The organism is Seonamhaeicola sp. ABD4_340 (assembly GCF_056312135.1).
On the sequence record NZ_CM149981.1, the window covers coordinates 1,839,274 to 1,865,409 of the forward strand.

Annotated in this window: 23 protein-coding genes; 20 read left to right on the forward strand and 3 right to left on the reverse strand. The window is 33.4% G+C overall.

Annotated elements, in window-relative coordinates; genetic code table 11:
• The first annotated feature begins 70 nt into the window (after nucleotides 1–70).
• From ACYX4H_RS07950 to ACYX4H_RS08035, 18 genes are all read left to right on the forward strand, one after another.
• Nucleotides 71–1,114, forward strand: coding sequence for a helix-turn-helix transcriptional regulator (locus ACYX4H_RS07950; RefSeq protein WP_476235729.1), 1,044 nt, complete (start codon nucleotides 71–73; stop codon nucleotides 1,112–1,114).
• A 103-nt stretch (nucleotides 1,115–1,217) separates the two neighbouring features.
• A complete protein-coding gene (locus ACYX4H_RS07955; protein ID WP_476235730.1) occupies nucleotides 1,218–2,195 on the forward strand; it encodes a sugar phosphate isomerase/epimerase family protein in 978 nt (325 codons plus the stop codon).
• A 31-nt stretch (nucleotides 2,196–2,226) separates the two neighbouring features.
• Entirely contained in the window at nucleotides 2,227–3,399 is a 1,173-nt protein-coding gene (locus tag ACYX4H_RS07960; RefSeq protein ID WP_476235731.1) for an MFS transporter, read from the forward strand.
• Nucleotides 3,400–3,407: 8 nt separating this feature from the next.
• Nucleotides 3,408–4,556 (forward strand): Gfo/Idh/MocA family protein, encoded by a 1,149-nt coding sequence (locus ACYX4H_RS07965; RefSeq protein WP_476235732.1) that lies wholly within the window; start codon nucleotides 3,408–3,410, stop codon nucleotides 4,554–4,556.
• A 229-nt stretch (nucleotides 4,557–4,785) separates the two neighbouring features.
• Entirely contained in the window at nucleotides 4,786–5,841 is a 1,056-nt protein-coding gene (locus tag ACYX4H_RS07970; protein WP_476235733.1) for a sugar phosphate isomerase/epimerase family protein, read from the forward strand.
• Nucleotides 5,842–5,843: 2 nt separating this feature from the next.
• Complete coding sequence (locus ACYX4H_RS07975) at nucleotides 5,844–6,581, forward strand: 3-keto-disaccharide hydrolase (protein ID WP_476235734.1); 738 nt, start codon at nucleotides 5,844–5,846, stop codon at nucleotides 6,579–6,581.
• A 464-nt stretch (nucleotides 6,582–7,045) separates the two neighbouring features.
• Nucleotides 7,046–7,636, forward strand: a complete 591-nt coding sequence (locus ACYX4H_RS07980) for a GNAT family N-acetyltransferase (RefSeq protein ID WP_476235735.1) — start codon at nucleotides 7,046–7,048, stop codon at nucleotides 7,634–7,636.
• 50 nt (nucleotides 7,637–7,686) lie between these two features.
• On the forward strand, nucleotides 7,687–8,862 hold the full coding sequence (locus ACYX4H_RS07985) for an argininosuccinate synthase (RefSeq protein WP_476235736.1): 1,176 nt from the start codon (nucleotides 7,687–7,689) through the stop codon (nucleotides 8,860–8,862).
• Between the two features lie 53 nt (nucleotides 8,863–8,915).
• On the forward strand, nucleotides 8,916–9,899 hold the full coding sequence (argC, locus tag ACYX4H_RS07990) for an N-acetyl-gamma-glutamyl-phosphate reductase (protein WP_476235737.1): 984 nt from the start codon (nucleotides 8,916–8,918) through the stop codon (nucleotides 9,897–9,899).
• Between the two features lie 91 nt (nucleotides 9,900–9,990).
• A complete protein-coding gene (proC, locus tag ACYX4H_RS07995; protein ID WP_476235738.1) occupies nucleotides 9,991–10,785 on the forward strand; it encodes a pyrroline-5-carboxylate reductase in 795 nt (264 codons plus the stop codon).
• A gap of 2 nt (nucleotides 10,786–10,787) precedes the next feature.
• Nucleotides 10,788–11,912 (forward strand): aspartate aminotransferase family protein, encoded by a 1,125-nt coding sequence (locus ACYX4H_RS08000; RefSeq protein WP_476235739.1) that lies wholly within the window; start codon nucleotides 10,788–10,790, stop codon nucleotides 11,910–11,912.
• A gap of 84 nt (nucleotides 11,913–11,996) precedes the next feature.
• On the forward strand, nucleotides 11,997–13,190 hold the full coding sequence (locus ACYX4H_RS08005; protein WP_476235740.1) for a glutamate-5-semialdehyde dehydrogenase: 1,194 nt from the start codon (nucleotides 11,997–11,999) through the stop codon (nucleotides 13,188–13,190).
• Nucleotides 13,191–13,214: 24 nt separating this feature from the next.
• On the forward strand, nucleotides 13,215–13,976 hold the full coding sequence (gene proB / locus ACYX4H_RS08010) for a glutamate 5-kinase (protein ID WP_476235741.1): 762 nt from the start codon (nucleotides 13,215–13,217) through the stop codon (nucleotides 13,974–13,976).
• Nucleotides 13,977–14,080: 104 nt separating this feature from the next.
• Complete coding sequence (locus tag ACYX4H_RS08015) at nucleotides 14,081–15,019, forward strand: N-acetylornithine carbamoyltransferase (protein ID WP_476235742.1); 939 nt, start codon at nucleotides 14,081–14,083, stop codon at nucleotides 15,017–15,019.
• A gap of 63 nt (nucleotides 15,020–15,082) precedes the next feature.
• Entirely contained in the window at nucleotides 15,083–15,859 is a 777-nt protein-coding gene (argB, locus tag ACYX4H_RS08020; RefSeq protein ID WP_476235743.1) for an acetylglutamate kinase, read from the forward strand.
• A gap of 2 nt (nucleotides 15,860–15,861) precedes the next feature.
• Nucleotides 15,862–16,932 carry a M20 family metallo-hydrolase gene (locus ACYX4H_RS08025; protein ID WP_476235744.1) on the forward strand — a complete coding sequence of 357 codons (1,071 nt, stop codon included), beginning with the start codon at nucleotides 15,862–15,864 and terminating at the stop codon, nucleotides 16,930–16,932.
• 200 nt (nucleotides 16,933–17,132) lie between these two features.
• Entirely contained in the window at nucleotides 17,133–18,410 is a 1,278-nt protein-coding gene (argH, locus tag ACYX4H_RS08030) for an argininosuccinate lyase (protein WP_476235745.1), read from the forward strand.
• A 79-nt stretch (nucleotides 18,411–18,489) separates the two neighbouring features.
• Entirely contained in the window at nucleotides 18,490–21,117 is a 2,628-nt protein-coding gene (locus ACYX4H_RS08035; RefSeq protein WP_476235746.1) for an ATP-binding response regulator, read from the forward strand.
• On the opposite strand, the gene ACYX4H_RS08040 is transcribed toward ACYX4H_RS08035, so the two are convergent.
• Entirely contained in the window at nucleotides 21,101–21,784 is a 684-nt protein-coding gene (locus tag ACYX4H_RS08040; RefSeq protein ID WP_476235747.1) for a LytR/AlgR family response regulator transcription factor, read from the reverse strand. The two genes, ACYX4H_RS08035 and ACYX4H_RS08040, sit on opposite strands and share 17 nt — an antisense overlap.
• A gap of 114 nt (nucleotides 21,785–21,898) precedes the next feature.
• On the opposite strand from ACYX4H_RS08040, the gene ACYX4H_RS08045 reads away from it, so the two are divergent.
• Nucleotides 21,899–23,395, forward strand: coding sequence for a vanadium-dependent haloperoxidase (locus tag ACYX4H_RS08045; RefSeq protein WP_476235748.1), 1,497 nt, complete (start codon nucleotides 21,899–21,901; stop codon nucleotides 23,393–23,395).
• Between the two features lie 22 nt (nucleotides 23,396–23,417).
• Nucleotides 23,418–23,855, forward strand: coding sequence for a doxx family protein (locus ACYX4H_RS08050; RefSeq protein ID WP_476235749.1), 438 nt, complete (start codon nucleotides 23,418–23,420; stop codon nucleotides 23,853–23,855).
• Between the two features lie 96 nt (nucleotides 23,856–23,951).
• Here the strand turns inward: ACYX4H_RS08050 and ACYX4H_RS08055 are convergent, their stop codons facing one another.
• A complete protein-coding gene (locus ACYX4H_RS08055) occupies nucleotides 23,952–25,439 on the reverse strand; it encodes a cellulose synthase family protein (RefSeq protein ID WP_476235750.1) in 1,488 nt (495 codons plus the stop codon).
• On the reverse strand, nucleotides 25,439–26,128 hold the full coding sequence (locus ACYX4H_RS08060) for a glycosyltransferase family 2 protein (protein WP_476235751.1): 690 nt from the start codon (nucleotides 26,126–26,128) through the stop codon (nucleotides 25,439–25,441). The genes ACYX4H_RS08055 and ACYX4H_RS08060 overlap by 1 nt, the downstream gene beginning before the upstream one ends.
• Nucleotides 26,129–26,136: the final 8 nt, after the last annotated feature.

The following is a 26,136-nucleotide window of genomic DNA, read 5'->3' on the forward strand; positions in this document are numbered from 1 at the left end:
AATAGGGTTAATTTTTAATATAAGTTTAAAAATACTTATTTTGCACTATTGTAATGTTTAAATTTTTTCAGTGAAAATAAATATACATCAAATAGAGCCTTATGAAGCAGATGGTGTGGTGTATCATGCAGATACTTGTTTGCCATTAATAGATGCTTATCAAAGAAAAAAGTTGAAATTTAAGGCTTTGGCAAGACATACATATCCTGGTGATAGGTTAGATGATAATACCTTGGGGTTAAATAGTATTGGTTATTGGGATGCAAATGAACCGCAAGATTGGGGTTTAGATTGGCATAGAAATGAGGGCATAGAATTTCATTTTTTAGAGTCTGGTACTATGCCCTATTCACAAGAAAATAAAGAGGTGTTGTTAACGCCAAATCATTTAACAATAACCCGTCCTTGGGAAGCGCATAAAGTTGGAAATCCTTATATAGGTATGGGGAAGTTTTATTGGGTTATTATTGATTTAGGTGTGCGAAGACCGCACCAAGAATGGGTTTGGCCAGATTGGATTACGCTTACTAACAGTGATTTATCTAGGTTAACAACCATTCTAAGACATAATGAAAAGTCTATTTTAAAAACAGATCAGCGATTTAGAGATTGTTTCAAACGTATAAATATGGCTGTAAATACAGATGAAAACGGAAGTAACGCTTCGCGAATACGTTTGCTAGTAAATTATTTGCTTATCTTGATTTTAGATTTATTAGATAACGAAAAAATTGAGTTAAATGAAGCATTAACCGATAGCTCTAGAAGTGTGCAGTATTTTTTAAAAGAGTTGGATAAAAATTTGTCTGAAAATTGGACTATTGAGCAAATGGCACAATCTGCAGGTGTTGGTTTAACGCGCTTTACGCACCATTGTAAACAGTTAACAAATTTAACACCAATGCGTTATTTAACAATGCGAAGATTAGAAATGTCGAAAAAAATTCTGAAAGAAAATGAAAAATTTACTGTGAGTGAAGTGGCTTACATGTGTGGTTTTACTACAAGTCAGTATTTTTCAACAGTATTTAAAAAGCATGAAAAATGTTCGCCCAATGAATATAGGCGGTTGCATTGTTTAAATGAATCGCTAACAGCGTATCCTGAAGTTTAGTAGTTTTGTTTAAATTCTTTCACTGAATAAAAATAAACAGCAATAACATTTTATTTATATATTTTCACGTAATTACCAACAACAACTAACTAAACATTAAGGTATGAAACGACGTGATTTTATAGGTAAAGCGGGGCAATCTGGTCTTGCTTTAACGCTGCTAGGTGTGGCTTCATGTAAAAATGCTTCAAAAAAAGAGAAGAATAACGTTGATAACGCCAAAACACAAGAAAAAGCTCCTTTTTTTAAAATTTCATTAGCCCAATGGTCATTGCATAGAGCTTTATTTGCTGGTGAAATGGATCATTTAGATTTTGCTTCAAAATCAAGAAATTTTGGTTGTGAAGGTTTAGAGTACGTCAATGGTTTTTTTAAAGATAAAGCCAAAAATATGACGTATTTAAAAGAAATGAATGCAAGAGCAAATGTCGAAGGTCAGCAAAACGTGCTTATTATGGTTGATAGAGAAGGTGATTTAGCAGTTGCCGATAGAGAAAAACGTTTACAAGCCATTGAAAATCATTATAAATGGGTAGAGGCGGCGCATTTTTTAGGATGTCATGCAATACGTGTAAACCTTGCTGGGGCTAATAATTTTGATGATGGTGTGCCTGTAGCTGTAGATTCACTGCATAGGTTGTCAGAATTTGCAAAAGGTTCCAACATTAATGTTTTAGTTGAAAACCATGGTGGTTTATCTTCAAACGGTAATTGGATGCACCAAGTGTTTTCAAAAGTGAAAAATGATAATTGTGGAACGCTTCCAGATTTTGGTAATTTCTGTATTAAAAAAGGAGAAAAAGACGCTAATGGCGTACGCCCATGTTTTGAAGAATACAATAGGTACAAAGGTATGCAGCAGCTACTGCCTTTTGCAAAAGCAGTAAGTGCTAAGTCTTATGATTTTGATGAAAACGGCAACGAAACAACTATAGATTATTATAAAATGATGTCTATGGTAAAACAAGTTGGATACACAGGTTTTGTTGGTGTTGAGTTTGAAGGAAATAAAGTTTCTGAAGCTAAAGGCATTGAATTAACAAGAGATTTGCTAATAAAGGTTGGCAAGCAATTATCATAATATTACTAACTAACTAACTAACTAAATTTTTATGGAGAATATTAATAAAAACAGACTGTTTTTGGCAAGTTGTCTTGCTTTAATAACCACAGCAATGACGTTTGCAATACGCGCCAGATTAGAAACCGTTTTTGGGCCTGAAGGCGTGGGTTTAACTTTAGAACAAATAGGGTACGCATTTACACCGGCATTTTTTGGCTTTACCATAGCCATGATTATTGGTGGGCCATTAGTAGATTTATTAGGTATAAAAAAAATAACTTGGATGGCTTTTTTAACGCATGCCGTAGGTATTGTGTTAACGCTATTGGCAAGTTCAATGACATCATTATTTATTGCAACATTATTTATAGGCATAGGTAATGGGTTTGTAGAGGCAGCACTAAACCCTATGGTTGCCTCAATGTACACCAAAGAAAAAACTAAAATGTTAAATAGGTTTCATGTATGGTTTCCTGGTGGTATTGTTATTGGGGCGCTTTTGGGCTGGTTGGTTATGGATGTGTTAAACCTAAGTTGGCAAGTAATGGTTGGTACGTTGTTTATTCCATTAATAGCATATGGTGTTTTGTTTTTTGGTCAGAAAATGCCTGTTACAGAGCGTGTACAATTAGGTATAAGTAATAAAAAAATGTTTTCAAGTGCATTAAAACCATTGTTTTTATTCATGGTGTTTTGCATGTTTTTAACAGCAGCATCAGAGTTGGGTACAACACAACGTATAGAATCACTTTTAAAAGAATCTGTATCAGCACCATTATTAGTGCTAGCATTTATTAACGGTATTATGGCTTTGGGGCGTATGTTTGCGGGTCAGGTTGTGCATAAATTAAAGCCTTCGGGTATGCTGTTATACTCTGCAATTTTTACATTTATTGGTTTGTGGATGTTAACTATTGTAACTGGCGGTATGACGTTTGTTGCAGCGGCAGTGTTTGCAGTTGGCGTAACTTTTTTCTGGCCAACAATGCTAGGTTTTGTAGCAGAATATTTGCCAGAAACAGGCGCTTTAGGCTTATCTATTATGGGAGGCGCGGGTATGTTTTCGGTATCAATAGTATTACCAATTATGGGTAATTTAATGGATAACGCTAGTGCTTCAGAGGCATTACGTACCATGTCTATTTTACCAGCAATTTTAATTGTGGCCTTTTTAGGATTGAATATTTACATGAAAAAACGAAATAAAACAGAAAACGCATAAAATAAAATATGTCAAGAAAATTAAGAATGGGAATGATTGGTGGCGGCACCGGGTCGTTCATTGGTGATGTTCACAGGAAAGCTGCGTCTATTGATGGAATGATAGATTTGGTTTGTGGTGCTTTTAGTAGTAGTGCAGAAAAATCAATAGCATCTGGTAAAGCATTGTATTTGCCAGAAGATAGGTGCTACGGCAGTTATGAAGAAATGATTGCAAAAGAAAAGGAGTTGCCAGAAGATGTTAGAATGGACTTTGTGGCCATTGTAACACCAAATCATATGCACTTTCCGCCTGCTAAAATGGCTTTAGAAAATGGTTTTCATGTGGTTTGTGATAAACCAATGACTTTAACTTTAGATGAAGCTATTGAACTTGAAAATATAGTTGAAAAGAGCGGAAAATTGTTTGCGCTTACACACAATTACACGGGCAATTCTTTAGTGAAACAAGCCAAGGCTATGGTAGAAAATGGAGACCTTGGTAAAATTAGAAAAATACAAGTACAATATTTACAAGGTTGGCTAAGTACAGCGGTTGAAGCTACTGGGCAAAAACAAGCAGCGTGGAGGGTAGACCCAAAGCGTTCTGGAATTGGTGGTGCTTTGGGCGATATTGGTACACATGCTGAAAATTTAGTTGAATATATTACAGGTTTAAAAATAGAAGAATTAGCGGCAGATTTAGGAAGGTTTGGTAAAGGACGTGTTTTAGATGATGATGGAAATGTGCTAATTAGAATGGAAAATGGAGCTAAAGGAACAATGTCTTTTTCACAAATTGCATTGGGCGAAGAAAATAATTTGGCTATTAAAGTGTATGGTGAAAAAGGAAGTTTAGAATGGCACCAAGAGAACCCTAACCAGTTAATTACACATTGGCTGGAAGAGCCTATAAAAATTTACACACCTAACGGAAATAATTTATACCCTGAAGCATTGGCGGTTTCTAGAATACCTGCTGGTCATCCGGAAGGTTATTTAGAAGCTTTTGCTACTATTTATAAAAACTTTGCTACGCATTTATTAGCGGTTTTAAATGGTGAAATTATTGAAAAACCAGATTATCCAACAGCTAAAGATGGGGTGCGTGGTATGCAATTTATTTACGCATCGGTTGAAAGTGATAAAAACAATGCAGCTTGGACTAAATTAAGTTAAGTGAAATTAATATTGGCAAGGTTTGCGTTAGGGATTGCAGCGGCATCCTTTTTTGAAATGGCAAACAATGTTATTACGAGGAGGAACGACGAAGTAATCTCGTTGGCTATGAGATTGACACAGGTAATTAGAAATTATCTGAGCAATGAAAGACAAAAAAGATATAGCGCAAAGCCCGACCCTTGTGGTAACGCCAAAAAAAACATAAACTAAACACAACAAAAATATTATGAAAACAATTAAAGGGCCTGCGGTTTTTTTAGCGCAATTTGCGGGCAGCGAAGCACCGTTTAACAGTTTAGACGGCATGTGCCAATGGGCTTCAAATTTAGGGTATAAAGGCATACAAATACCTACGTGGGAAAGTAATTTAATAGATATTGAAACGGCTGCCGAAAGTGAAACTTATTGTGATGAGTTGAAAGGCAAAGTACAATCTTACGGCTTAGAAATTACGGAGCTTTCTACGCACTTACAAGGGCAATTGGTGGCGGTAAATCCGGCTTACGATTCGATGTTTGATGGTTTTGCGCCAGAGCACGTTAGGGGAAACCCCAAAGCACGAACAGAATGGGCTATAGATTTTGTAAAAAAATGTGGAACGGCAAGTGGAAAATTAGACTTAAAATCGCATGCGTCATTTTCGGGTGCGTTAATGTGGCACACAGTGTATCCTTGGCCACAACGCCCTAATGGATTGGTTGAAATGGGTTTTAAAGAATTAGCAAACCGTTGGTTGCCTATTTTAAATCATTTTGATGAACATGGGGTTGATGTGTGTTATGAAATTCATCCAGGAGAAGATTTACATGATGGTATTTCGTATGAGCGCTTTTTAGAAGCTACTGGAAATCATTCGCGTGCAAATTTACTGTATGACCCAAGTCATTTTGTGCTTCAGCAATTAGATTATTTACAGTTTATAGATATTTATCATGAAAGAATACGCGCGTTTCATGTAAAAGATGCCGAATTTAACCCAACGGGAAGACAGGGTGTTTATGGAGGTTATGCTGATTGGAAAGATAGAGCAGGACGTTTTAGAAGCTTGGGCGACGGACAAGTAGATTTTAGTGCTATATTTTCAAAACTAACTACTTATGGTTTAGATTTATGGGCGGTTATGGAATGGGAATGTTGTATAAAATCATCAGAACAAGGCGCTAGAGAAGGTGCGCCTTTTATTCAAAAACACATTATTGAAGCTGCAACACGTAGTTTTGATGATTTTGCAGGGGGCGATATTGATGAAGCGTATTTAAAAAGTGTATTAGGAATTCAATAAAAATGAAAAACATTATAACATTAAGTTTAGCGCTTAGCATAAGTTGCTTAAGCTTTTCGCAAAAAGACATTGACCCAAAGCTAACCGAGGTATGGCAGCCTAAAGTGCCAAAAGTAGTTCCTGGTTATAACAATTCAGCACCAAGTGATGCTATTGTATTGTTTAATGGTACTAATTTTGATAGCTGGACAGGTAAAAATAATACTGTTGGCTGGACATTGAACCCTGATGGTTCTATGACTGTAAATCCAAAAACCGGTGGTATTACTACAAAAGAAAAGTTTGGTAGTATACAATTGCATATTGAATGGAAATCGCCCATTGATATCATTGATAAAAAAGGGCAAAAACGTGGTAATAGTGGTGTGTTTTTACAAGGGCGCTATGAAATACAGGTGTTAGATAATAATGACAATGAAACCTATTCTAATGGGCAGGTAGCTTCTGTTTACAAGCAGTCTATTCCGTTGGCAATGGCATCGGTACCAACTGGAGAGTGGAATACTTATGATATTATTTATCATCAACCAGAATTTGATAAAAAAGGTAACATTGTTAAAAAAGCCACTGTAACGGTATTGCATAATGGCGTTTTAGTTCAAGATCATTTTGAAATACAAGGGCCAACGGTTTATAGAGGAAAACCGAGTTATAAAGCACATGGTGAAGCACCTATTTTTCTTCAAGACCATGGTGATTTGGTAAGTTACAGAAATATTTGGCTAAGAAAACTAGATTAAAATAATCTTTTTTAAACATAATAAATTGAAAGCGCGGTAATTACTGCGCTTTTTTTGTGTAAAAAAATGAATTGATTGCATTTTTAAAAGTAAAAGGGCTTAAAAATAACATATTTAATAATTTTTGCTAAAAACTAACTTTGGTGTGTTTTTTTAATAAAAATATATTTAGTTTTGTCACTCATATTAACGAAAGGGGCTCACGCCGACGATTTAGAGTTAATAATTAAGATAGTTTATTCAGTGAAAACAGGAAACAACATATCTCTTATCTCTTCTGTTCTAGTAGCAATTACTAGTGCATCTGTTGTGCGTTTTCCTCAAACTCGCCCCTAAGGGGCTATTCAGTTTTAGAAAGCATGCGCTGCTTTCAATTTTCGTTATTATTTAGAGTAAAAAGTTAAAAGCCTAAAGCTTTTATTTCCACTAACATGCATTTTGCATAAGGTTTAATTAGTATTAAAATGGAAACCGTATTGGATATTGAAAAAAATACCATTGTAGAAAACGCCAAAGCCTACTGTAATGAACAAGGTTTAGAGGTGGTGTTTGCTCATGAAATTGATCACACACAGTTGCAAATAATTTCAGAGCGCACCAAAAACCTTTCAGCAATGTATCATGCCAATGTTGGTATGCTACTAGACCGTTTAAATAATGGTTGCTATCTTCTTGTTAAAGATGGTGAAATTTATGGCCATATTTTTGCGCACAAGCATGTTGTTGGTAAATTTTCGGTGTATGAACGTGCCTCACTATGGGTACATGAGCAGTACCGAAGTCATAATTTAGGCTTGCTTTTAATGGATTTGTTAACTAAACACTTTAATAAAAACTTTCTTATTTCAATAGCTCAAGGCGCTACAGTTCATCATAATAATGAGTTGTTAGGTATGAAATACATTACCTTAAAAGATTTGTCGCCAGTACTCATTGAAGTTTTAGAAAAATTAGGAAAGCTTAGAGATGAGGTTAAGTATAAGTATTATGTTAATGCGTATTTTGAATCTAAAATTGGCCAGTTTAACAAAATTCTAAAAAGTAAAATACTTTAAAAAATAAGTTCTTTCAAATTAAAACATCAAATAAAAAATAAAATAAACACATGAAAAAACTAGTAATAGCCTACAGTGGTGGTTTAGATACATCGTATTGTGCGGTAAGCCTTTCAAAAGAATACGAAGTACACGCAGTAAGTGTAAACACTGGTGGTTTTACAACAGAAGAGGTTAATAAAATAGAAGAAAATGCCTGTAAAATGGGTGTTACAACCTATAAAAATATTGATGCTGTTCCTACTTTTTACAACAAAGTAGTAAAGTATTTAATATTTGGAAATGTGTTAAAAAATAACACTTATCCGTTGTCGGTAAGTGCAGAGCGTATTGTTCAAGCTATTGAAATTATAGAATATGCCAAAAGTATCGATGCAGAATATATTGCACATGGAAGTACCGGAGCAGGAAACGACCAAGTGCGTTTCGATATGATTTTCCAAACTCTAGCACCAGGTATTAAAATTATTACACCAATTCGTGATAAAAAATTATCAAGACAAGAAGAAATTGAGTATTTAAAAGCCAATGGAATTGATATGTCTTGGGAAAAAGCGCAATACTCGGTTAACAAAGGCTTGTGGGGAACAAGTGTTGGTGGTGCAGAAACATTAACTTCGGAAAAACCTTTGCCAAGTGAAGCTTACCCGTCGCAATTACAAAAAGAAGGCGAAGAAAAAGTAACATTAACTTTTAAAAAAGGTGAATTTGTAGCTTTAAACGGTGAAGCAAATGCCCCTGAAGTAAATATTGAAAAGTTAAATAACATCGCTTCGGCCTATGCCATTGGTAGAGATATTCACGTGGGCGACACTATTGTTGGTATAAAAGGACGTGTTGGTTTTGAAGCTGCTGCGGCTTTAATTACTGTAAAAGCACATCATTTATTGGAAAAGCACACACTAACAAAATGGCAATTACAGCATAAAGATTACTTGTCTAATTTTTACGGTATGCATTTGCACGAAGGCCAATATTTAGATCCTGTAATGCGCGATATGGAAGCCTTTTTACAAAGTAGTCAGGATAAAGTTTCGGGTGATGTTACCGTAACATTAAAGCCTTACCATTTTACATTAGATGGTATAAAATCTCAACACGATTTAATGAGTGCGAAATTTGGTAGCTACGGCGAAGAAAATAAAGGTTGGACTGCCGATGAAGCTAAAGGATTCATTAAAATAGTAGGAAACCAGAATAAAATTTACCAACAGGTAAACTCATAATCTTTTTGTCATGCTGAACTTGTTTTTAGCATCACAATAGCATTAAAATTAAAATGAAAAAAATACAAGTAGGAATTATAGGTGGCGCAGGTTATACGGCTGGCGAATTAATAAGATTATTGGTAAACCACCCAGAAGCCGAAATAGATTTTGTTTACAGCACCAGTAATGCTGGAAACCAAATAAGTAAAGTACATCAAGATTTGGTGGGGAGTTTAAATCGTGTGTTTACAGATACAGTTAACCCGAAAGTAGATGTGTTATTTTTATGTTTAGGGCATGGGAATTCGGTTAAGTTTTTGTCGAATCACACTTTTTCTGAAAACACTAAAATTATCGATTTAGGTAACGATTTTAGATTAGAAGCTGATAAGGTTTTTGAAGATAAAACCTTTGTTTATGGGTTGCCAGAATTAAATAAAACCGATATTCAATCGGCTAATTATATTGCAAATCCAGGATGTTTTGCTACAGCAATTCAGTTGGGTTTATTACCGCTTGCCGATGCCAATTTATTGCAAAACGATGTGCATATTAATGCGGTAACAGGAGCAACTGGCGCAGGAACTTCGTTATCTGCAACTACGCATTACACGTGGCGCGATAATAATTTTTCATATTACAAACCGTTTACGCATCAACATTTAGGTGAGATTAATCAATCGGTGAAGCAATTGCAAAATAGTTTTACTTCAGAAATTAATTTTATGCCAAATCGCGGTAATTTTTCACGAGGCATTTTTGCAACGCTTTATACTAAGTTTGATGGAACTGTAGATGATGCTAAAAACTTGTATCAAAATTTTTATGATAGCGCTAAGTTTACTTTTATAAGTGATGATTTTTTACACTTAAAACAAGTGGTTAACACCAATAAATGTTTAGTGCATTTGCATAAACACGAAGGTAAATTATTAATTACCAGTATTATTGATAATTTATTAAAAGGTGCTTCAGGTCAAGCCATTCAAAACATGAATTTAATGTTTGGTTTGGAGGAAACTACAGGACTAGGATTAAAAGGAACTTATTTTTAACTAGGATTGTCATTGCGAGGAACGAAGCAATCTGTTTAAAAAGATTACTTCAGTCATACTTCCTTCGTAATGACAACAAAAGAAGATTTTTATGAAAATTGCCATAATAGGAACAGGGAATTTAGGAAGTTCGATTGCCAAAGGACTTATTAAAAATAAATCGTTTACATCGTTGTATTTAAGTGATAAAAATACGGCAGCGGTAAAAGATTTTAGTAGCGAAGAGTATGTGAAAATTACAAACGATAATGCCGAAGCTATTAAAAACTCCGATGTTGTAATTTTTGCATTGCAACCGCGCCATATTGATGGTGTATTAAACAGTGTTGCAGCAGGAATACAAAAACATCACGTAATCATGTCGGTTGCTGCAGGTGTAGAAATTACGAGAATTGAAAATATAATTGGAGCAGATAAAAACATTATTCGCGTAATGCCAAATACGGCCATTTCTATTGGTAAATCTATGACTTGTTTGGCGGCAAACGAAAAAGGTGAAAGTAAAATGGATTTAGCAAAAACTATTTTTAACCAATTAGGAGCCACTATGGTAATTCCAGAAGAGCAAATACAGGCAGCAACGGTAATTTGTGCGAGTGGTATTGCATTTTGGATGCGTCTTATTCGTGCTACAACTCAAGGCGCTATTCAATTAGGGTTTGAGGCTCACGAAGCGCACGAACTTGCGGTGCAAACCTGTTTTGGTTCGGCGAGTTTGTTGCTGGAGTCTGGTAAACACCCAGAACAAGAAATAGACAGAGTAACCACACCAAGCGGTTGTACTATTGAAGGTTTAAACGCTATGGAACACCAAGGTTTAAGTTCGGCTTTAATACAAGGTATTGTGGCCTCGTTCGAAAAAATTAATCATTTAAAACAAAGCTAAAAATGCCATTATTTGATGTGTATCCGTTATACAATGTTACGCCAGTGTCTGGAAAAGGTGCTTACGTTTACGACGATAACGGAACAGAATATTTAGATTTATACGGTGGTCATGCAGTAATTTCTATTGGTCATGCACACCCCAATTATACAAAAGCTATTACAGAACAGGTTGGTAAACTTGGTTTTTACTCTAACGCGGTTCAAAATCCGTTACAGGTTGAATTGGCTAATAAAATTGAGACTTTATCTGGCTGCAAGGGTTATAACTTATTTTTATGTAATTCTGGTGCCGAAGCCAACGAAAACGCTTTAAAATTGGCGTCTTTTAAAACAGGAAAAGAGCGTGTTGTAGCTTTTAAAAATGGATTTCACGGACGTACATCGGCAGCTGTTGCAGCTACCGATAATAAAAATATTATTGCGCCTATTAATGCGCAGCAAAAAGTAACTATTTTAGAGCTTAATGATATTTTAGGTGTAAAAGCAGAACTTGAAAAAGGCGATGTTTGTGCTGTTATTATTGAGTTTATTCAAGGTGTAGGTGGTTTAGATCAAGCTACTGCAGATTTTTACGAACAAGTGTTCGCGCTTTGTAAAGCTAATAACAGCATGTTTATTGCCGATGAGGTGCAGTCGGGCTACGGGCGTTCGGGTAAATTCTTTGCGTTTCAGCATTATAATGTTACTCCAGATATTATCTCGATAGCTAAAGGTATGGGTAATGGTTTTCCTATTGGAGGTGTTTTAATTCATCCAGATATCGAAGCCAAATATGGCATGCTTGGGACAACTTTTGGTGGAAATCACTTGGCGTGTGCTGCCGGTTTATCGGTTTTAAACACCATTGAAGAAGAAGGGTTAATTGCTAATGTAAATGAAGTTTCAGGATATTTTATTGAGGTTGCTAAAACCATTCCGCATATAAAAAACATAAAAGGTCGCGGTTTAATGTTGGGGTTAGAATTCGATTTTGAAGTAGGCGAATTAAGAAAAAAATTAATTTACGAATACCACATTTTTACTGGTGGCGCTTCAAATAAAAAGTTATTGAGAATTTTACCTCCTTTAAACATAACTAAGGCACAAATTAATGTCTTTTTTAAAGCGTTAAAAGAAGTACTTTAAAGTTTAACAAAACATTATAAATGCCTAATTGTCATTCCGTTTTAAAAATTGTACAATAGGGCGAACTATAAAAAGAAAAAACAAATGAATACCTTACTATCTATTGAAAAAAGAAACGCCGTTTTATTACGAATGGCAGAACTTTTAGAAGAAGAAAGGCAAGAAATTATTAAAATTAATAAAACCGATTGTGATGCATATAAAGGCGACGATATTTCAATGTTTGATCGCTTAAAAGTAAACGATGCTAAAGTTGACGAAATGATTAAATCAGCAACGCATTTAGCATCGCAAGAAGATCCTGTTGGGGTTGAACGTTTCAGCTTTAAGCACGATAACGGCATGCAAGTGTATAACAAAACAGCGTCGTTTGGTACGGTTTTAATTATTTACGAATCGCGTCCAGATGTTACGGTTGAAGCTGCAGGAATTGCTTTTAAATCGGGTAACAAAATTTTACTAAAAGGCGGTAAAGAATCGTTACGCTCTAATTTAAAAATTGTTGAACTTTGGCATCAAGCTTTAAAGGAAAATGGCGCGTCTACCGATTGGGTAGAGTATCTTCAATTTAACAGAACCGAAACTCAAGCGTTTTTAGAAAAACCAACGCAACAACTCGATTTAATTGTGCCTCGTGGTGGCGAGCGCTTAATTGCATTTACAAAAGAACACGCACGTTGCCCAGTTATTGTTAGTGGTCGTGGTAATAATTTTGTGTATGTGCATAAGGAAGCCGATTTAGGTATTGCTGTTGATGTAATACTTAACGGAAAATCAAAAATTTCGGCATGTAACGCGGTTGATAAAGTGCTGATTGATGAAAATCTCCCGAATAAAACTGAATTTGTATCACAATTAATTTCAAAATTAAAAGATTCAAAAATTGAAGTTTTAGGCGATGCTGAAGTTGCAAAAACACACAATTTAGAAAGCATAACTTCAGATGACATTTGGTATGAGGAGTTTCTAGATTATAAAATTTTAATTGGTGAAATTGCTAATAACGAAGCAACCATTGCCATGATAAATAAATATTCTGGCGGACATTCTTCATCTATAATCACCAAAAACGAAAGTGAAGCTAAAACCTTTATGGAAAATGTTGATACAGCAGCTGTTTATCACAATGCGTCAACGCGTTTTACCGACGGCGGACAATTAGGTTTAGGTGGCGAATTAGCTATTAGTACAGATAAATTACACCAACGCGGACCAATAGGTTTACAGCATTTAGTAACCAATAAATGGTACGTACACGGTACAGGACAAACAAGATAAGTCTTTACCAGACTTTAAAAATAAATGAAAAAGAAACGCATTTTACTAAAAATAGGGTCTAATACACTTACTAAAGAAACCGATAATTTATCGCGTGGTAAAATTGAAGATTTAGCAAATCAAATCGCGAAACTTCAAAACGATTACGAGTTTGTAATTGTGAGTTCGGGCGCTATTGCAGTTGCGAAACAGTTTGTGAAATTAGAAAGTAAACAAGAAGACGTTTTTGTAAAACAGGCGTTGGCTTCTATCGGTCAGCCGCATTTAATTCGTATTTATCAAGAAATATTTAGGGAATACGGCTTGCTAACATCGCAGTGTTTATTGTCGTATTCCGATTTCGAAAAAGAAGAAAGTAAAGTAAATATTGTTAACACCATAAACGTATTGGTAAACAATAATTACATTCCTATTATAAATGAAAATGATACAGTTGCAACCGATGAAATTAAGTTTGGCGACAACGATAAATTAGGCGCGCTAACAGCCTCGTTAATTGAAGCCGATTTGTTCATAATTGCAACAAACACAAACGGCATTTATACCAAAGCTTCCATGGAAAACGGAACGCCCGAAACCATTGCGTTAGTTGAGGATTTTGAAGCTTTAAAAAACGAAGTTGTAAATTCTAAATCATCACACGGTAGCGGTGGTATGCAATCTAAAATTGAAGCGGCTTCGGTTGCCAAAAACGCCAAAATTGAAACTTGGATTGTTAATGGTTTAGAAGATAATTTTATAAAAAATGCTATTGAAAATAAGGTGGCGTTTACAAAAGTTAAGTAGAAGAGTTTAAATAATACCGTCATTACGAGCCATAGCGAAGTAATCTTTTTTAATTTAAAAGAAGAAGTCTTTTCTCGAATGATAATTAGTTTTAAAATAAAAAAATGAAACATTACACATCAATAAACGATATCGATAACATCGATTCTTGGATTGAAGAAGCCAAAGCACTAAAGCTACTGCCGTTAAAACATATAGATTTAGGTAAAAACAAAACCTTAGGATTATTGTTTTTTAATTCTAGTTTACGCACGCGCTTGAGTACGCAAAAAGCTGCTTTAAATTTAGGGATGAATCCTATTGTAATGAATGTTTCAGGTGATGCTTGGGGTTTAGAGTTTGAAGACGGCACGGTTATGAACGGCAACACCGCCGAACATATAAAAGAAGCCGCAGCAGTTGTGTCACAATACTGCGATATTATTGCCGTAAGAGCATTCCCAACCTTAACCGATAAAGTTAAAGACGAAAGCGAACAAGTATTAGAGGCTTTTAAAAAATACGCGTCTGTGCCTATTGTAAACATGGAAAGCGCTACAGGACATCCGTTACAAGCTTTAACCGATGCGATAACCATTTCTGAGTTTTCTAAAAAGAAGAAACCAAAAGTGGTGTTAAGTTGGGCGCCACACATAAAAGCATTACCACATGCGGTAGCAAATAGTTTTACGCAAGCCATGCAAAAAATGGATGTCGATTTTGTAATTACAAATCCAGAAGGTTATAATTTAAGTCCGGAAATTACAAAAGATACGCCTATAATTCACAATCAACAAGAAGCATTTAAAGATGCCGATTTTGTATATGTTAAAAACTGGAGTTCGTACGAGGACTACGGAAAAGTGGTAAATAAAGACCCAAATTGGATGATTACCAAAGAAAAATTGGGCGATGCTAAATTTATGCACTGTTTACCAGTACGTAGAAATGTAATTGTAGAAGATGCGGTTTTAGATTCCGAGAATTCAATTGTTATTCAACAAGCTAATAACAGAACATATGCAGCGCAATTAGTGTTGAAAAAAATATTGGAAAATAAATAATTAGCTATTGGCCGTTGGCTGTTAGCAAATAGCAGCCAAAGGCTAAGAGCCAAAAGATAAAAAATGGAAAAACTATCCATAGTAAAAATAGGAGGAAACATCATTGAAGATGCCAATGCTCTCAAAGCATTCCTTAAATTGTTTTCAAAATTAGAAGGCAAAAAAATATTAGTGCATGGAGGCGGCAAACGAGCTACAAGTGTTGCTTCTAAACTGGGTATTGAATCTAAAATGGTAAACGGGCGTCGTATTACTGATGCCGAAACTTTAGAGGTTATAACAATGGTTTACGGCGGATTAGTCAATAAGAATATAGTAGCCAAACTACGAGCATTAAACATTGATGCTATTGGATTAACTGGAGCAGACGTGAATAGTATTAAATCGGATAAAAGACCAGTAAAAGATATAGATTTTGGTTTTGTAGGCGATGTAAAAGAAGTGGCTCATAATGCAATAGATAAATTAATAAAAGCCAATTTTACACCAGTGTTTTGTGCCATAACACACGATGGTAACGGACAATTATTAAACACCAATGCAGATACCATTGCAAGTCAAGTAGCGATTGGTATGAGTGCTTTATATGAAACATCCATCTATTATTGTTTTGAGTTAAACGGTGTTTTAGAAGATATTAATGATAAGAATTCTGTGATAAAACATATTAATTCTCATACCTATAAAACGTTGTTAAAAAAAGGTATTATTGCAGATGGGATGTTGCCAAAACTAGAGAATTGTTTTGATGCTCTTAAAGGAGGCGTCAGCAATATTCACATGGGAAACACATCAATGCTTACCCAAGAAAATGATAATTTTACAACCATAACATTGTAATCATGATTCAAGAATTAACACAAAACGCTATAAAGCTTTTAAAAACGTTAATTAGCACCCAGTCGTTTTCTTCAGAAGAAGACCAAACAGCTTCTCATATTGAAGCTTGGTTTCAACAATATAATATAGATTTTAAGAGAACCAAAAATAATGTTTGGGCTGTTAACAAGCATTTTAAAGAAGGAAAACCAATATTGTTGCTTAATTCACACCATGATACAGTAAAGCCTAATTCAGCATACACCAAAGACCCTTTTAACGCTCATGTAGAAGATGGTAAATTATATGGTTTAGGTAGTAACGATGCTGGTGGATGTTTAGTGAGTTTAATTGCTACGTTTACCTATTATTATAATCATGAAAATTTAAAATATAATTTGGTGATTGTTGCTTCTGCGGAAGAAGAAAGTAGCGGCCCAAACGGATTGAATAGTATGCTATCTATTATTCCAAAAATTGATGTTGCAATAGTAGGAGAACCAACGTTGATGAATTTGGCCGTGGCCGAAAAAGGATTAGTGGTTTTTGATGCTGAAGTAGCTGGAACACCAAGTCATGCGGCACACCCAAACAACAACAATTCAATTTACAATACTATTGAAGCATTGCAGTGGTTTAAAGATTTTAAATTTGAAAAAGGCTCTGAAGCCTTAGGAGATGTAAAGTTAACAGTAACACAAATAAATGCAGGTAAACAACATAATGTAGTGCCTGCACACGTAGATTTGGTTATAGATGTTAGAGTAAATGATGCGTATAGCAATGCAGAAATTGCTGAAATTTTACAAAACCAAGCGCCGGTAACAAGTATTATACCGCGTAGTTTAAGATTAAATTCATCGTCTATTCCTGTAGATCATGATTTGGTTAAAGCAGGTATAGCTTTAGGAAGAACAACCTATGGATCACCAACCTTGTCTGATCAAGCGGTATTAAGTTGTCCTAGTTTAAAGCTTGGTCCGGGAGATAGTACGCGTTCACACAGCGCAGATGAATTTATTTATTTAAATGAAATTGAAGAAGGTATAAAGATTTATATTGAATTGTTAAATCGGGTAATTATTCCTGCGTAGGCAAGGAATCTCATAGCAGAAATTAGGTTTCTATTACTTAAGCCAATTAAGAAGAAAAGGTAATAATAAAAATGGTAACTGTCATTCCCGTGTAGGGGATTAAAAAAACAATATAACTTCTACTAGGTTTTTAAACCTTGTAGATTAAAAAAATAATTAACTAAAACTGAAAGCAGAGATTCCTGCTTTCGCAGAAATTTATGAAACTCTGGGACAAAGGCATATCAATAGACAATAAAATAGAGCAATTTACGGTTGGAAATGATCGAGAAATTGATATTCATATTGCAAAATACGATGTCATCGCATCAAAAGCACATGCTAAAATGCTGCAAAGTATTGGCATTATAACTACTGAAGAATTAGAGCAATTATTAGGTGGGCTGGAAGTTTTAACAGCGCAAGTAGAAGAAGGTACTTTTGTTATTGATGAGCAATTTGAAGATGTACATTCTAAAATAGAATATGAACTAACAAAGTCCTTAGGCGACGTTGGAAAAAAAATCCATACTGCGCGTTCAAGAAACGATCAAGTTTTAGTAGCCTGTCATTTGTACTACAAAGACAACTTAAAGATAATTCACAAAAAAACTAAAGCCCTATTTGACACACTTTTAGGTTTAGCTGAAACACATAAAGATAAATTACTTCCGGGTTATACGCACTTACAAGTGGCAATGCCATCATCATTTGGGTTATGGTTCTCAGCTTATGCAGAATTGATGATTGATGATGTGTATTTGCTAAACGCAGCTTTAAAAACAGTAGATCAAAACCCGTTAGGTTCGGCGGCTGGTTATGGCAGTTCTTTTCCTATTGATAGAGAATTAACCACGAAAGAAATGCAGTTTTCAACCTTAAAATACAATGTGGTTGCAGCACAAATGGGGCGTGGTAAAAACGAGCGTACTATTGCTGCTGCTTTGGGTAGTTTGGCTAATACACTGTCTAGATTTGCAATGGATGTGTGTTTGTACATGAGCCAAAATTTTGGTTTTGTAAGCTTTCCAGATGAATTAACAACAGGAAGTAGTATTATGCCTCACAAAAAAAATCCTGATGTTTTTGAGTTAATTCGTGGTAAGTGTAATAAAATTCAAGCTTTACAAAGTGAAATGGTATTAATAACTAATAATTTACCAAGTGGTTACCATAGAGATTTTCAGTTATTAAAAGAAAACATGATTGCAGCTTTTGAAGAGCTTAAAGATATTCTTGATATTTTTAACTATGCAATACAACAGGTAATAGTAAAAGATATTGATTTGAATGACGATAAATACAAATACCTTTTTACTGTAGATAATATTAATACGTTAGTAGTAGAAGGGCAAAGCTTTAGAGAAGCTTATCAAAAAATTGGCGGACAAGTGCAAGATGGTAGTTATGTTCCTGATACATCAAAACAGCACACACACGTTGGTAGTATTGGTAATTTAAGTTTAGATAAAATAAAGGCTAAGTTTCCAGAGGTTTAATTCATGAATAAAACTTTTAAAGTAGCCTAATAATTAATTAAATTGCTTAGCAATTTTTAATTGCATGTGTGAAAACGGGGTGAAGCAGTCACAAAAAGGCAGCATAATAAATTTTAAAAAATCAATAGTCTTTAAATCGGGTATTGTTTTTGTAACTATTATGTTGTTTGTGCTTTTTGTATCTGGTTATCTTATTAATAAAAAAGCCACTACCGTAATAAAAACCTACAATCAAGATAGGTTAATTCATATTTCAAATATTTTAGAGAAATCTTTTTACTCAATGTTGAGTGAGGTTGAAAATGATATTTCTTTTCTTTCAAAAAACATTCATATAAAAGGCAATTTTCAACCTAAAACATTAGATACTTTCTTTTATTCAATTTTAAGTGAAAAGCCTAATTACTTTCAAATTAGGTTGCTTGATGTTAATAATAATGGTTTAGAAATAGTAAAGTTTATAAAACAAGATGAGTTGGTTGAAAAAATACCCAAAACCAATTTACAGTTTAAAGGTGCTAAAAAATACGTTACAAGTGCTTTAAAAGTTAAGGCACCATATTATTTTTCTGAAATAAATTTAAATGAAGAACATCAAGAAATTAGCAAACCTTACAGGCCAACCTTAAGGGCAATTGGTAAATTATACAATACAAACAATACGCTTAAATATTTAATAATTATAAATGTAGATGTAACATCATTTTTTAACGATATTAAAGAAATTAGTAAGCAAGATATTTTAAATGTAGTTATTGATGCTGAGGGTGATTATAAATACCATGAAAATTTTAATATTTCCTTTGGAAAACAACGAAATACAGGTAGTAATTTCTTTAATAATTATAAGGTAAAGCCATCTGTATTACAAAATAATAGTGGTAAAACCTTGGTTGATACAAATAATCAAGTTTTTTTATATCATGTTAAACTTATTCAGTATTCATCGGGTTTAAACACCTTGTATTTAATAACATTAGCAAATGAAAAGGCCGTTTTAGCTAACGTTAATAACGTTAATACATATTCATTGTTAACCATTGTTATTATTTGTGTTGTATTATTGCTTTTGGTGTGTTTTTATACTTATTATTTTATTTTAAAATTACAGAAAGTAACAACAGCCATAAGTAACTATGCTGAGGCTGATGTATATGAAAATCAGTTAGCTGAAATAAAAAACAGATCAGATGAATTAGGTTTGTTAAGCAATGCTTTTTTACAAATGAAGGCTGAAATTGATGCTAGTTTCAAAAAGTTAAAAATTGCATTGCGAAGAGAAAAAGAAGCGGTTGAAGATAAAAAAGTGTTTCTGCAAAATATGAGCCATGAATTAAGAACACCGTTAAACGCTATTTTGGGCTTAGTTTACCTACTAGATAAAAATAAACCTTCGGCAAAAGCTACACCTATTATAAATGCTTTAGGCAGAAGTGCTAATAATTTAAAAGGGCTTATGCATGATATTCTAGATGAGCAAAGTTTATTAGAAGGAAAAATTAAACTAAACCCAACACAATGTAATATTAATGAACTATTAGAAACTATAATTTCAAACTATACATTTGATGCTGTAAAAAAAGGGTTGAAAATAACTTTAAACACAGATAAGTTAATTAGAACAAATAGCTATATGCTTGATGTTTTGCGTTTTGAGCAAGTGGTAACAAATTTATTGGTTAACAGTATTAAATATACATTAAAAGGCCAAATTGAAGTAGGTAGTTGTATTAAAAATAATAACTTAATTGTTTGGGTAAAAGATACTGGTTTGGGTATAAAACCAGAGAATTTAAACAAAATTAAAAACCGATTTTACAGAGAAAACACCAATAAAATTAAACGTGAAGATAGTTTTGGTTTGGGGCTTTCAATAGTAAAACAAATTATAGATTTGTTTAAAGGAGAATTACAAGTACAGTCTGTTTTTGGCAAAGGCTCAACTTTTAAGTTTATTATGCCAATAGAACAGGTAAAAGAGAAGAAAAATAAAGAAGAAGCACAAACTTTTTTATATCCAACAGATGTTAAGCTGTGTAAAATACTTCATATAGAAGATGATGTACCTTCTCAAATTCTTATAAATAATGCTTTCAATGCTTTATCGGTTGAGGTTGTTGCCATTAATGATTTTGAAATTGTAAATGAGGTTTTAAGTACTGCCAATTTCAACTTAATTTTATCAGATTTAATGTTAGATTCAAAAAATATAATTACACACATCAACTCATTATCTGCTAAAATAACTACACCTGTTTTAGTGTTTTCAGCACTAAGTAGTAAAGATGTTGAAACGCTAAAAGTACCTTATATTCAAAAACCAATACATTTAAACGCGTTAATAGACTGTGCTATTGTTTTAATGTTAAAACATAAATATAACACACCTAAATTGGAAAATATTTATGAGCAGTATGATTTTAATAAACACAAAATAACCAATTATTTAAATATACTAAATAAAGAGTTTGATGTTTATTTAAAGCGTATTACAGTTGTTTATAAAAGTAAAAATAATGAAGAATGGTTAGCTATAAAACATAAAATTATAACACACTTAAATTCTTTAGAGTTGTTTCAAATGAAAACATTATTTACTGACACTATTGAAGATTTAACGCCACAAAATTTCACAATTTTAACTAATGCTATAAAATATATACAATGCTATTTACGTAATGAAATAAGGCTTAGTTTAATAAGTTAATCTTTTGCAAAAAGGTAATTTCAAAAGTTTTACTTAAAGGTATAGTGTGGTTGCCTATTTTTATGCCGTCAGTAGTTACTTTATCTACTTTGTGTAAATTAATTATGTATGATCTATGCGTTTTAAAAAATTTACTATCTAATTTAGGAGCAATATCTTTTAAAGTCATAAGTGTCATTACTTTCCTGTTTTCCATTACAAATTCTAAATAATTACCAGCAGATTTTATAAATAGAATTGTGTTAACATGAATTTTAGTTAGGTTTGTGCCTTCTTTAATAAAAAACGACTCATCTTTAGGGTAGTTATGTTTTGTTTCAGTGCTTTTTACTTTAAGAATGCTTTTATAAAACCTGGCAAATTCAATGGGCTTTACCAAATAATCTATAACCTGATTAAAATTGTATGACTCATAACCAAAATCTTTGTTTGAAGTAACCATAATTACAGGAGTTTTGGTATCAATTACAAATAAAATTTCTTTTCCAGTTATATCTGGTAAATCATAATCTAATAAAATTAAATCAAAGCTACTTTGGTTAATTAAATTAATAGCCTCAAAGCCAGAGTTTGTAATTGTAGCATCAATGTTCATATTTAGTTTGCTACAAAAATGCTCTAAAAGGTCGCATACCAAAGGATCATCATCAATAATTAAAACATTCATATAACGTTTGTCAATTAGTTATTAGGTTTCGTCAATTAATATAGTGATTTCGTGTAAAAAACAAATTATAGAATAATTTAAATAGTAATATTGGTGTAAACTAAACTAACTTAAATGAAACTAAAATTACAGCACTTAAGTGTATTAATGGTGTTTTTATGTCTTTTTTCTAACTGCAAAAACACATCAAAGAAAACAGAAGTAGTAAATATTGAAGTTGAAAATGAACCTAAAGGCGAAAACAATGTAGCGTACCAATGGGCGTATGTGGCTTTAGAGGCTACTGCTAATGATACCGATACCTTTAAGCCAAGACCTACTATTACATCAAGGTTTTTAGGATTAATTTTCACATCAATGTTTGATGCTTGGTCACGTTACGACGATAAAGCAATACCGGTATATTTAAAAAATGTTGATAGATGCCCAACCAACCAACAAACTTTAAAAAATAAAGAAATAGCTATTAGTTATGCGGCTTATGGCGCTTTAAAAGAATATTACTTTTCAGATAGTTTGATGTTTAGTAATAAAATGAAGACGTTAGGGCTAGATCCAAACAATACATCTTTAGATCCTCAAACACCAGAAGGAATAGGTAATTTAGCAGCTAAAATGGTTATAGAATCTAGGAAAAATGACGGATCTAATCAATATGGAGCGGTTGAAGGTTCTAACGGAAAACCATATTTTGATTACACAGGCTATAAACCTGTTAATGATCCAGATACTAATATTGATATAAATAAGTGGCAACCAAAATATTTTTCAGACGGAAAAGGCGGTAGGTTTGCTCCAGGTTGTTTAACTCCTTATTGGCAAAAGGTTAAACCGCTTTTATTAAAATCGTCAGATCAGTTTCGTCCTGGTCCGCCACCATTAGTAGGTTCTGAACAATTGAAAGAAGAAATAGCTGAAGTAGTAGAGCTGCAAGCTAACTTAACACCAGAAAATAAAGCATTAGTTGAATTTATGAGAGATGGCCCTAAATCAGTTCAACAAGCTGGCCATTGGTTAAAATTTGCACAAGATGTATCAAGACGTGATAAAAACACTTTAGATGATGATGTGAAAATGTATTTTTTAGTAGAATCTGTTGCTATGGATGCCTTCATAGCATGTTGGGATTCTAAAATGTTTTATGATTTTGCGCGTCCGTATGCATTGGTTCATAAATATTTTGAAGATGAAGATATTAAAGCTTGGGGCGGTCCTGAAGTAGGAATGACAACATTAAAAGGACAGTTCTGGAGACCTTATTCGCCTGATGTTTTTTTATGCCCGCCATTTCCAAGTTACGTATCAGGGCATAGTACCATTAGTGGTGGGTGTGCAGAAGCTTTAAAGTTATTTACAGGGGATGATTTTTTTGGAGAAGAAGTTACACTTGTTCCTGGAGCATTAACAGAACCTGATAACTTAGAAGATCCGGTAGTTCTTAAATTTCCAACTTTCACAAAAACAGGAGAGATGGCTGGTATTTCAAGAGTAATGGGAGGTTATCATATTCAAGCAGATAATATTGAAGGTTTAGAGCTGGGTAGAAAAGTAGCAAGGTATAATTATAATAAGTATTTAAAGTTAATAGGAAATGATGCAAATGCACAGTAGTTTTATAACCAAAAAGTAGTATATGACTAGAATTTTGTTAAAATTTGATAGAGAAAGAATTTTAGCTATTAGTGTGGGCGTAGTTTATTTATGGTTTGGAATGCTTAAGTTTTTTCCTGAAGTAAGTCCTGCTGAAGATTTGGCAAAAGAAACAATACAATTTTTAACGTTTGCTATGTTGCCCAAAAACCTAGGCTTCTTACTACTTGCAATTATAGAGGTAGTTATAGGTTTGTGCCTGGTATTTAAAGTAAAGCCTAAACTAGTTATTTTGGTAGCCATAACACATTTGGTTTTAACGTTTGTGCCATTAATTTTCTTTTCTCATTTAATATTTGGCAAAGTGCCATTTTCACTAACTTTAGTCGGCCAATATGTGATTAAAAATATTATAATAATAAGTGCGTTAATGCTTATTTACCCAACAAAACAATTACTGTTAAACAAAGAAAATTTTTAAGTAAGAAGTTATTACAAGCTTAAAGCGTTTTCTAAATATTGATATATATTTAGTTAATGAAAAAACTGAAAGTTATTAAGCTTTTAGTTTTTTGCTTTAAACTTTTGAAGCAATAGACTTAAAAAACACATAACCAAAACCAGTAAACAACATAGTGTGAAATGGGAATAAACCAAAATCCCCACCTTGGTCTCCAACAATAAAAGCGCTATACATACCAAAACCAAAGTAAAGCATTAAAATACCTTCAAAAATTACATTAACTGATAATTTATTTTTAATGTATTTATTGTTTTTCCAAGAGTCTTTTAGATTATTTATATTGAATTTAGGTGTACGAATAAAAGCCGATTTTTTACCAAAATGACCTTCTAAAACAGCAATGGAATTATGCAGTGAAAAGCCCATGGCTATTGAGAAAAATACAAAAAACATGCCTATGTAGCCCATGAAGTTTTTTATACCTTTACCGTAAATATTACGATACATAATCCAGTAACAAATAAAAAATATAACGGTGCTTACAACAAAAAAGCTCATGGCTAAAAAGTAATGCTTTAAGTGCGCATATTCATTTTTAATATAAAGCATTGGTATGCTTAAAATAGCAACAATAAGTATGTTTAAAAACATGGTGCTGTTTAACAAATGTAATAACCCATGCACTTTAGTTTTAGCTGAAATGTTTTTGTTTTTTAAAACACGCCATAACATTTTTCTAAAATTTTCTGCACCACCTTTGTTCCATCTAAATTGCTGTGAGCGTGCAGCACTTATAACAACAGGTAATTCGGCAGGTGTTTCAACATCCTCTAAATATTTAAACTTCCAGTTTTTTAATTGCGCTCTGTAGCTTAAGTCTAAATCTTCGGTAAGTGTGTCACCTTCCCAATTTCCAGCATCAATAATACATGTTTTACGCCAAACGCCTGCTGTACCATTAAAATTAATAAAATGGCCTTTGCTATTTCGTCCTACTTGCTCTAAGGTAAAATGAGCATCTAAAGCAAACGCTTGTATTTTAGTAAGTAATGAATAGTTACGGTTTATGTGGCCCCAGCGGGTTTGCACTACACCAATTTCTTCATTTTTAAAATATGGTACCGTACGCTTTAACCAATCTGGTTTTGGTAAAAAATCAGAATCAAAAATGGCAATAAATTCGCCTTTAGCAATTTTTAAACCTTCTTTTAAGGCGCCGGCTTTAAAACCAACACGGTTTGTTCTGGTAATATGCTGAATATCTAAGCCAGTTTTTTGAAGTTTGGCTATATGTGCTGCGGTGCTTTCAACTGTTTCATCAGTAGAATCATCTAAAACCTGAATTTCAAGTTTGTTTTTTGGATAATCAATTTTTGCAATGTTGTCAAGCAAGCGTTGCATTACATACATTTCGTTAAAAACGGGTAATTGTATGGTTACAAATGGTACTTCGGAAGGATTTTCTAAATTAAATTTAGGTGCATTATCTTTTCTTTTGGCTGATATATAGTTGAAAAGAAGATTTAATTGTGCCAATGCATACATAAAAATGAGTAGTATAGCAATGGTGTAAATAACAATGATGATGGTTTCTATAATCATTATTTAAAACTGTATTTAAATATCCAACCTAATATCTTAACGCCTGCAAATATAGCACCTTTTACGGTACCTGAAACTTTTGATACACCTATTCTATTTCTGTATTTAACAGGAATTTCTGTATAAGTTAGTTTTTGTTTTAAGGCTTTTAGTTGCATTTCTACAGTCCAGCCATATGTTTTATCTTCCATATTTAAAGCCAGAAGTTTGTTGTATTTAATGGCTCTAAAAGGCCCAAGGTCTGTAAATTTAGCGCCAAACATAAGTTTCATTAGAGTGGTTGCAAGCCAATTTCCAAAAATTTGAGGCCCTGTCATAGAGCCAGTTTCTCTGTGTTTTTTCACACGTGCACCAATTACAAAATCTATATTGTTAGTAATTATAGGTGCCACAATTTCGGTGAGTTGTTCTGGGTAATCAGAGTAATCACCATCTAGAAACACAATAATATCTGGCTTTTCTGTTTTGTTAGCAATGTAATCCATTCCTTTTAAACAGGCATAACCATAGCCTTTTCTGTTTTCTGTTAATACGGTAGCGCCAGCATTTTTAGCATTTACCTCGGTATCATCAGTAGAGTTATTACTAACAACAATAACTTCGTTTACTGTTTTAGGTATGTCTCTTATAACATGTTCTATTGAGTCTGCTTCGTTATACGCAGGAATAATGACGTTAATTGTTGGCATGTGCTAAT

Coding starts and splice junctions, on each gene's coding strand:
- ACYX4H_RS07955 (WP_476235730.1), top strand. CDS start 1,218: ATGAAACGACGTGATTTTATAGGTAAAGCGGGGCAATCTGGTCTTGCT.
- ACYX4H_RS07960 (WP_476235731.1), top strand. CDS start 2,227: ATGGAGAATATTAATAAAAACAGACTGTTTTTGGCAAGTTGTCTTGCT.
- ACYX4H_RS07965 (WP_476235732.1), top strand. CDS start 3,408: ATGTCAAGAAAATTAAGAATGGGAATGATTGGTGGCGGCACCGGGTCG.
- ACYX4H_RS07970 (WP_476235733.1), top strand. CDS start 4,786: ATGAAAACAATTAAAGGGCCTGCGGTTTTTTTAGCGCAATTTGCGGGC.
- ACYX4H_RS07975 (WP_476235734.1), top strand. CDS start 5,844: ATGAAAAACATTATAACATTAAGTTTAGCGCTTAGCATAAGTTGCTTA.
- ACYX4H_RS07980 (WP_476235735.1), top strand. CDS start 7,046: ATGGAAACCGTATTGGATATTGAAAAAAATACCATTGTAGAAAACGCC.
- ACYX4H_RS07985 (WP_476235736.1), top strand. CDS start 7,687: ATGAAAAAACTAGTAATAGCCTACAGTGGTGGTTTAGATACATCGTAT.
- argC (WP_476235737.1), top strand. CDS start 8,916: ATGAAAAAAATACAAGTAGGAATTATAGGTGGCGCAGGTTATACGGCT.
- proC (WP_476235738.1), top strand. CDS start 9,991: ATGAAAATTGCCATAATAGGAACAGGGAATTTAGGAAGTTCGATTGCC.
- ACYX4H_RS08000 (WP_476235739.1), top strand. CDS start 10,788: ATGCCATTATTTGATGTGTATCCGTTATACAATGTTACGCCAGTGTCT.
- ACYX4H_RS08005 (WP_476235740.1), top strand. CDS start 11,997: ATGAATACCTTACTATCTATTGAAAAAAGAAACGCCGTTTTATTACGA.
- proB (WP_476235741.1), top strand. CDS start 13,215: ATGAAAAAGAAACGCATTTTACTAAAAATAGGGTCTAATACACTTACT.
- ACYX4H_RS08015 (WP_476235742.1), top strand. CDS start 14,081: ATGAAACATTACACATCAATAAACGATATCGATAACATCGATTCTTGG.
- argB (WP_476235743.1), top strand. CDS start 15,083: ATGGAAAAACTATCCATAGTAAAAATAGGAGGAAACATCATTGAAGAT.
- ACYX4H_RS08025 (WP_476235744.1), top strand. CDS start 15,862: ATGATTCAAGAATTAACACAAAACGCTATAAAGCTTTTAAAAACGTTA.
- argH (WP_476235745.1), top strand. CDS start 17,133: ATGAAACTCTGGGACAAAGGCATATCAATAGACAATAAAATAGAGCAA.
- ACYX4H_RS08040 (WP_476235747.1), bottom strand. CDS start 21,784: ATGAATGTTTTAATTATTGATGATGATCCTTTGGTATGCGACCTTTTA.
- ACYX4H_RS08045 (WP_476235748.1), top strand. CDS start 21,899: ATGAAACTAAAATTACAGCACTTAAGTGTATTAATGGTGTTTTTATGT.
- ACYX4H_RS08050 (WP_476235749.1), top strand. CDS start 23,418: ATGACTAGAATTTTGTTAAAATTTGATAGAGAAAGAATTTTAGCTATT.
- ACYX4H_RS08055 (WP_476235750.1), bottom strand. CDS start 25,439: ATGATTATAGAAACCATCATCATTGTTATTTACACCATTGCTATACTA.
- ACYX4H_RS08060 (WP_476235751.1), bottom strand. CDS start 26,128: ATGCCAACAATTAACGTCATTATTCCTGCGTATAACGAAGCAGACTCA.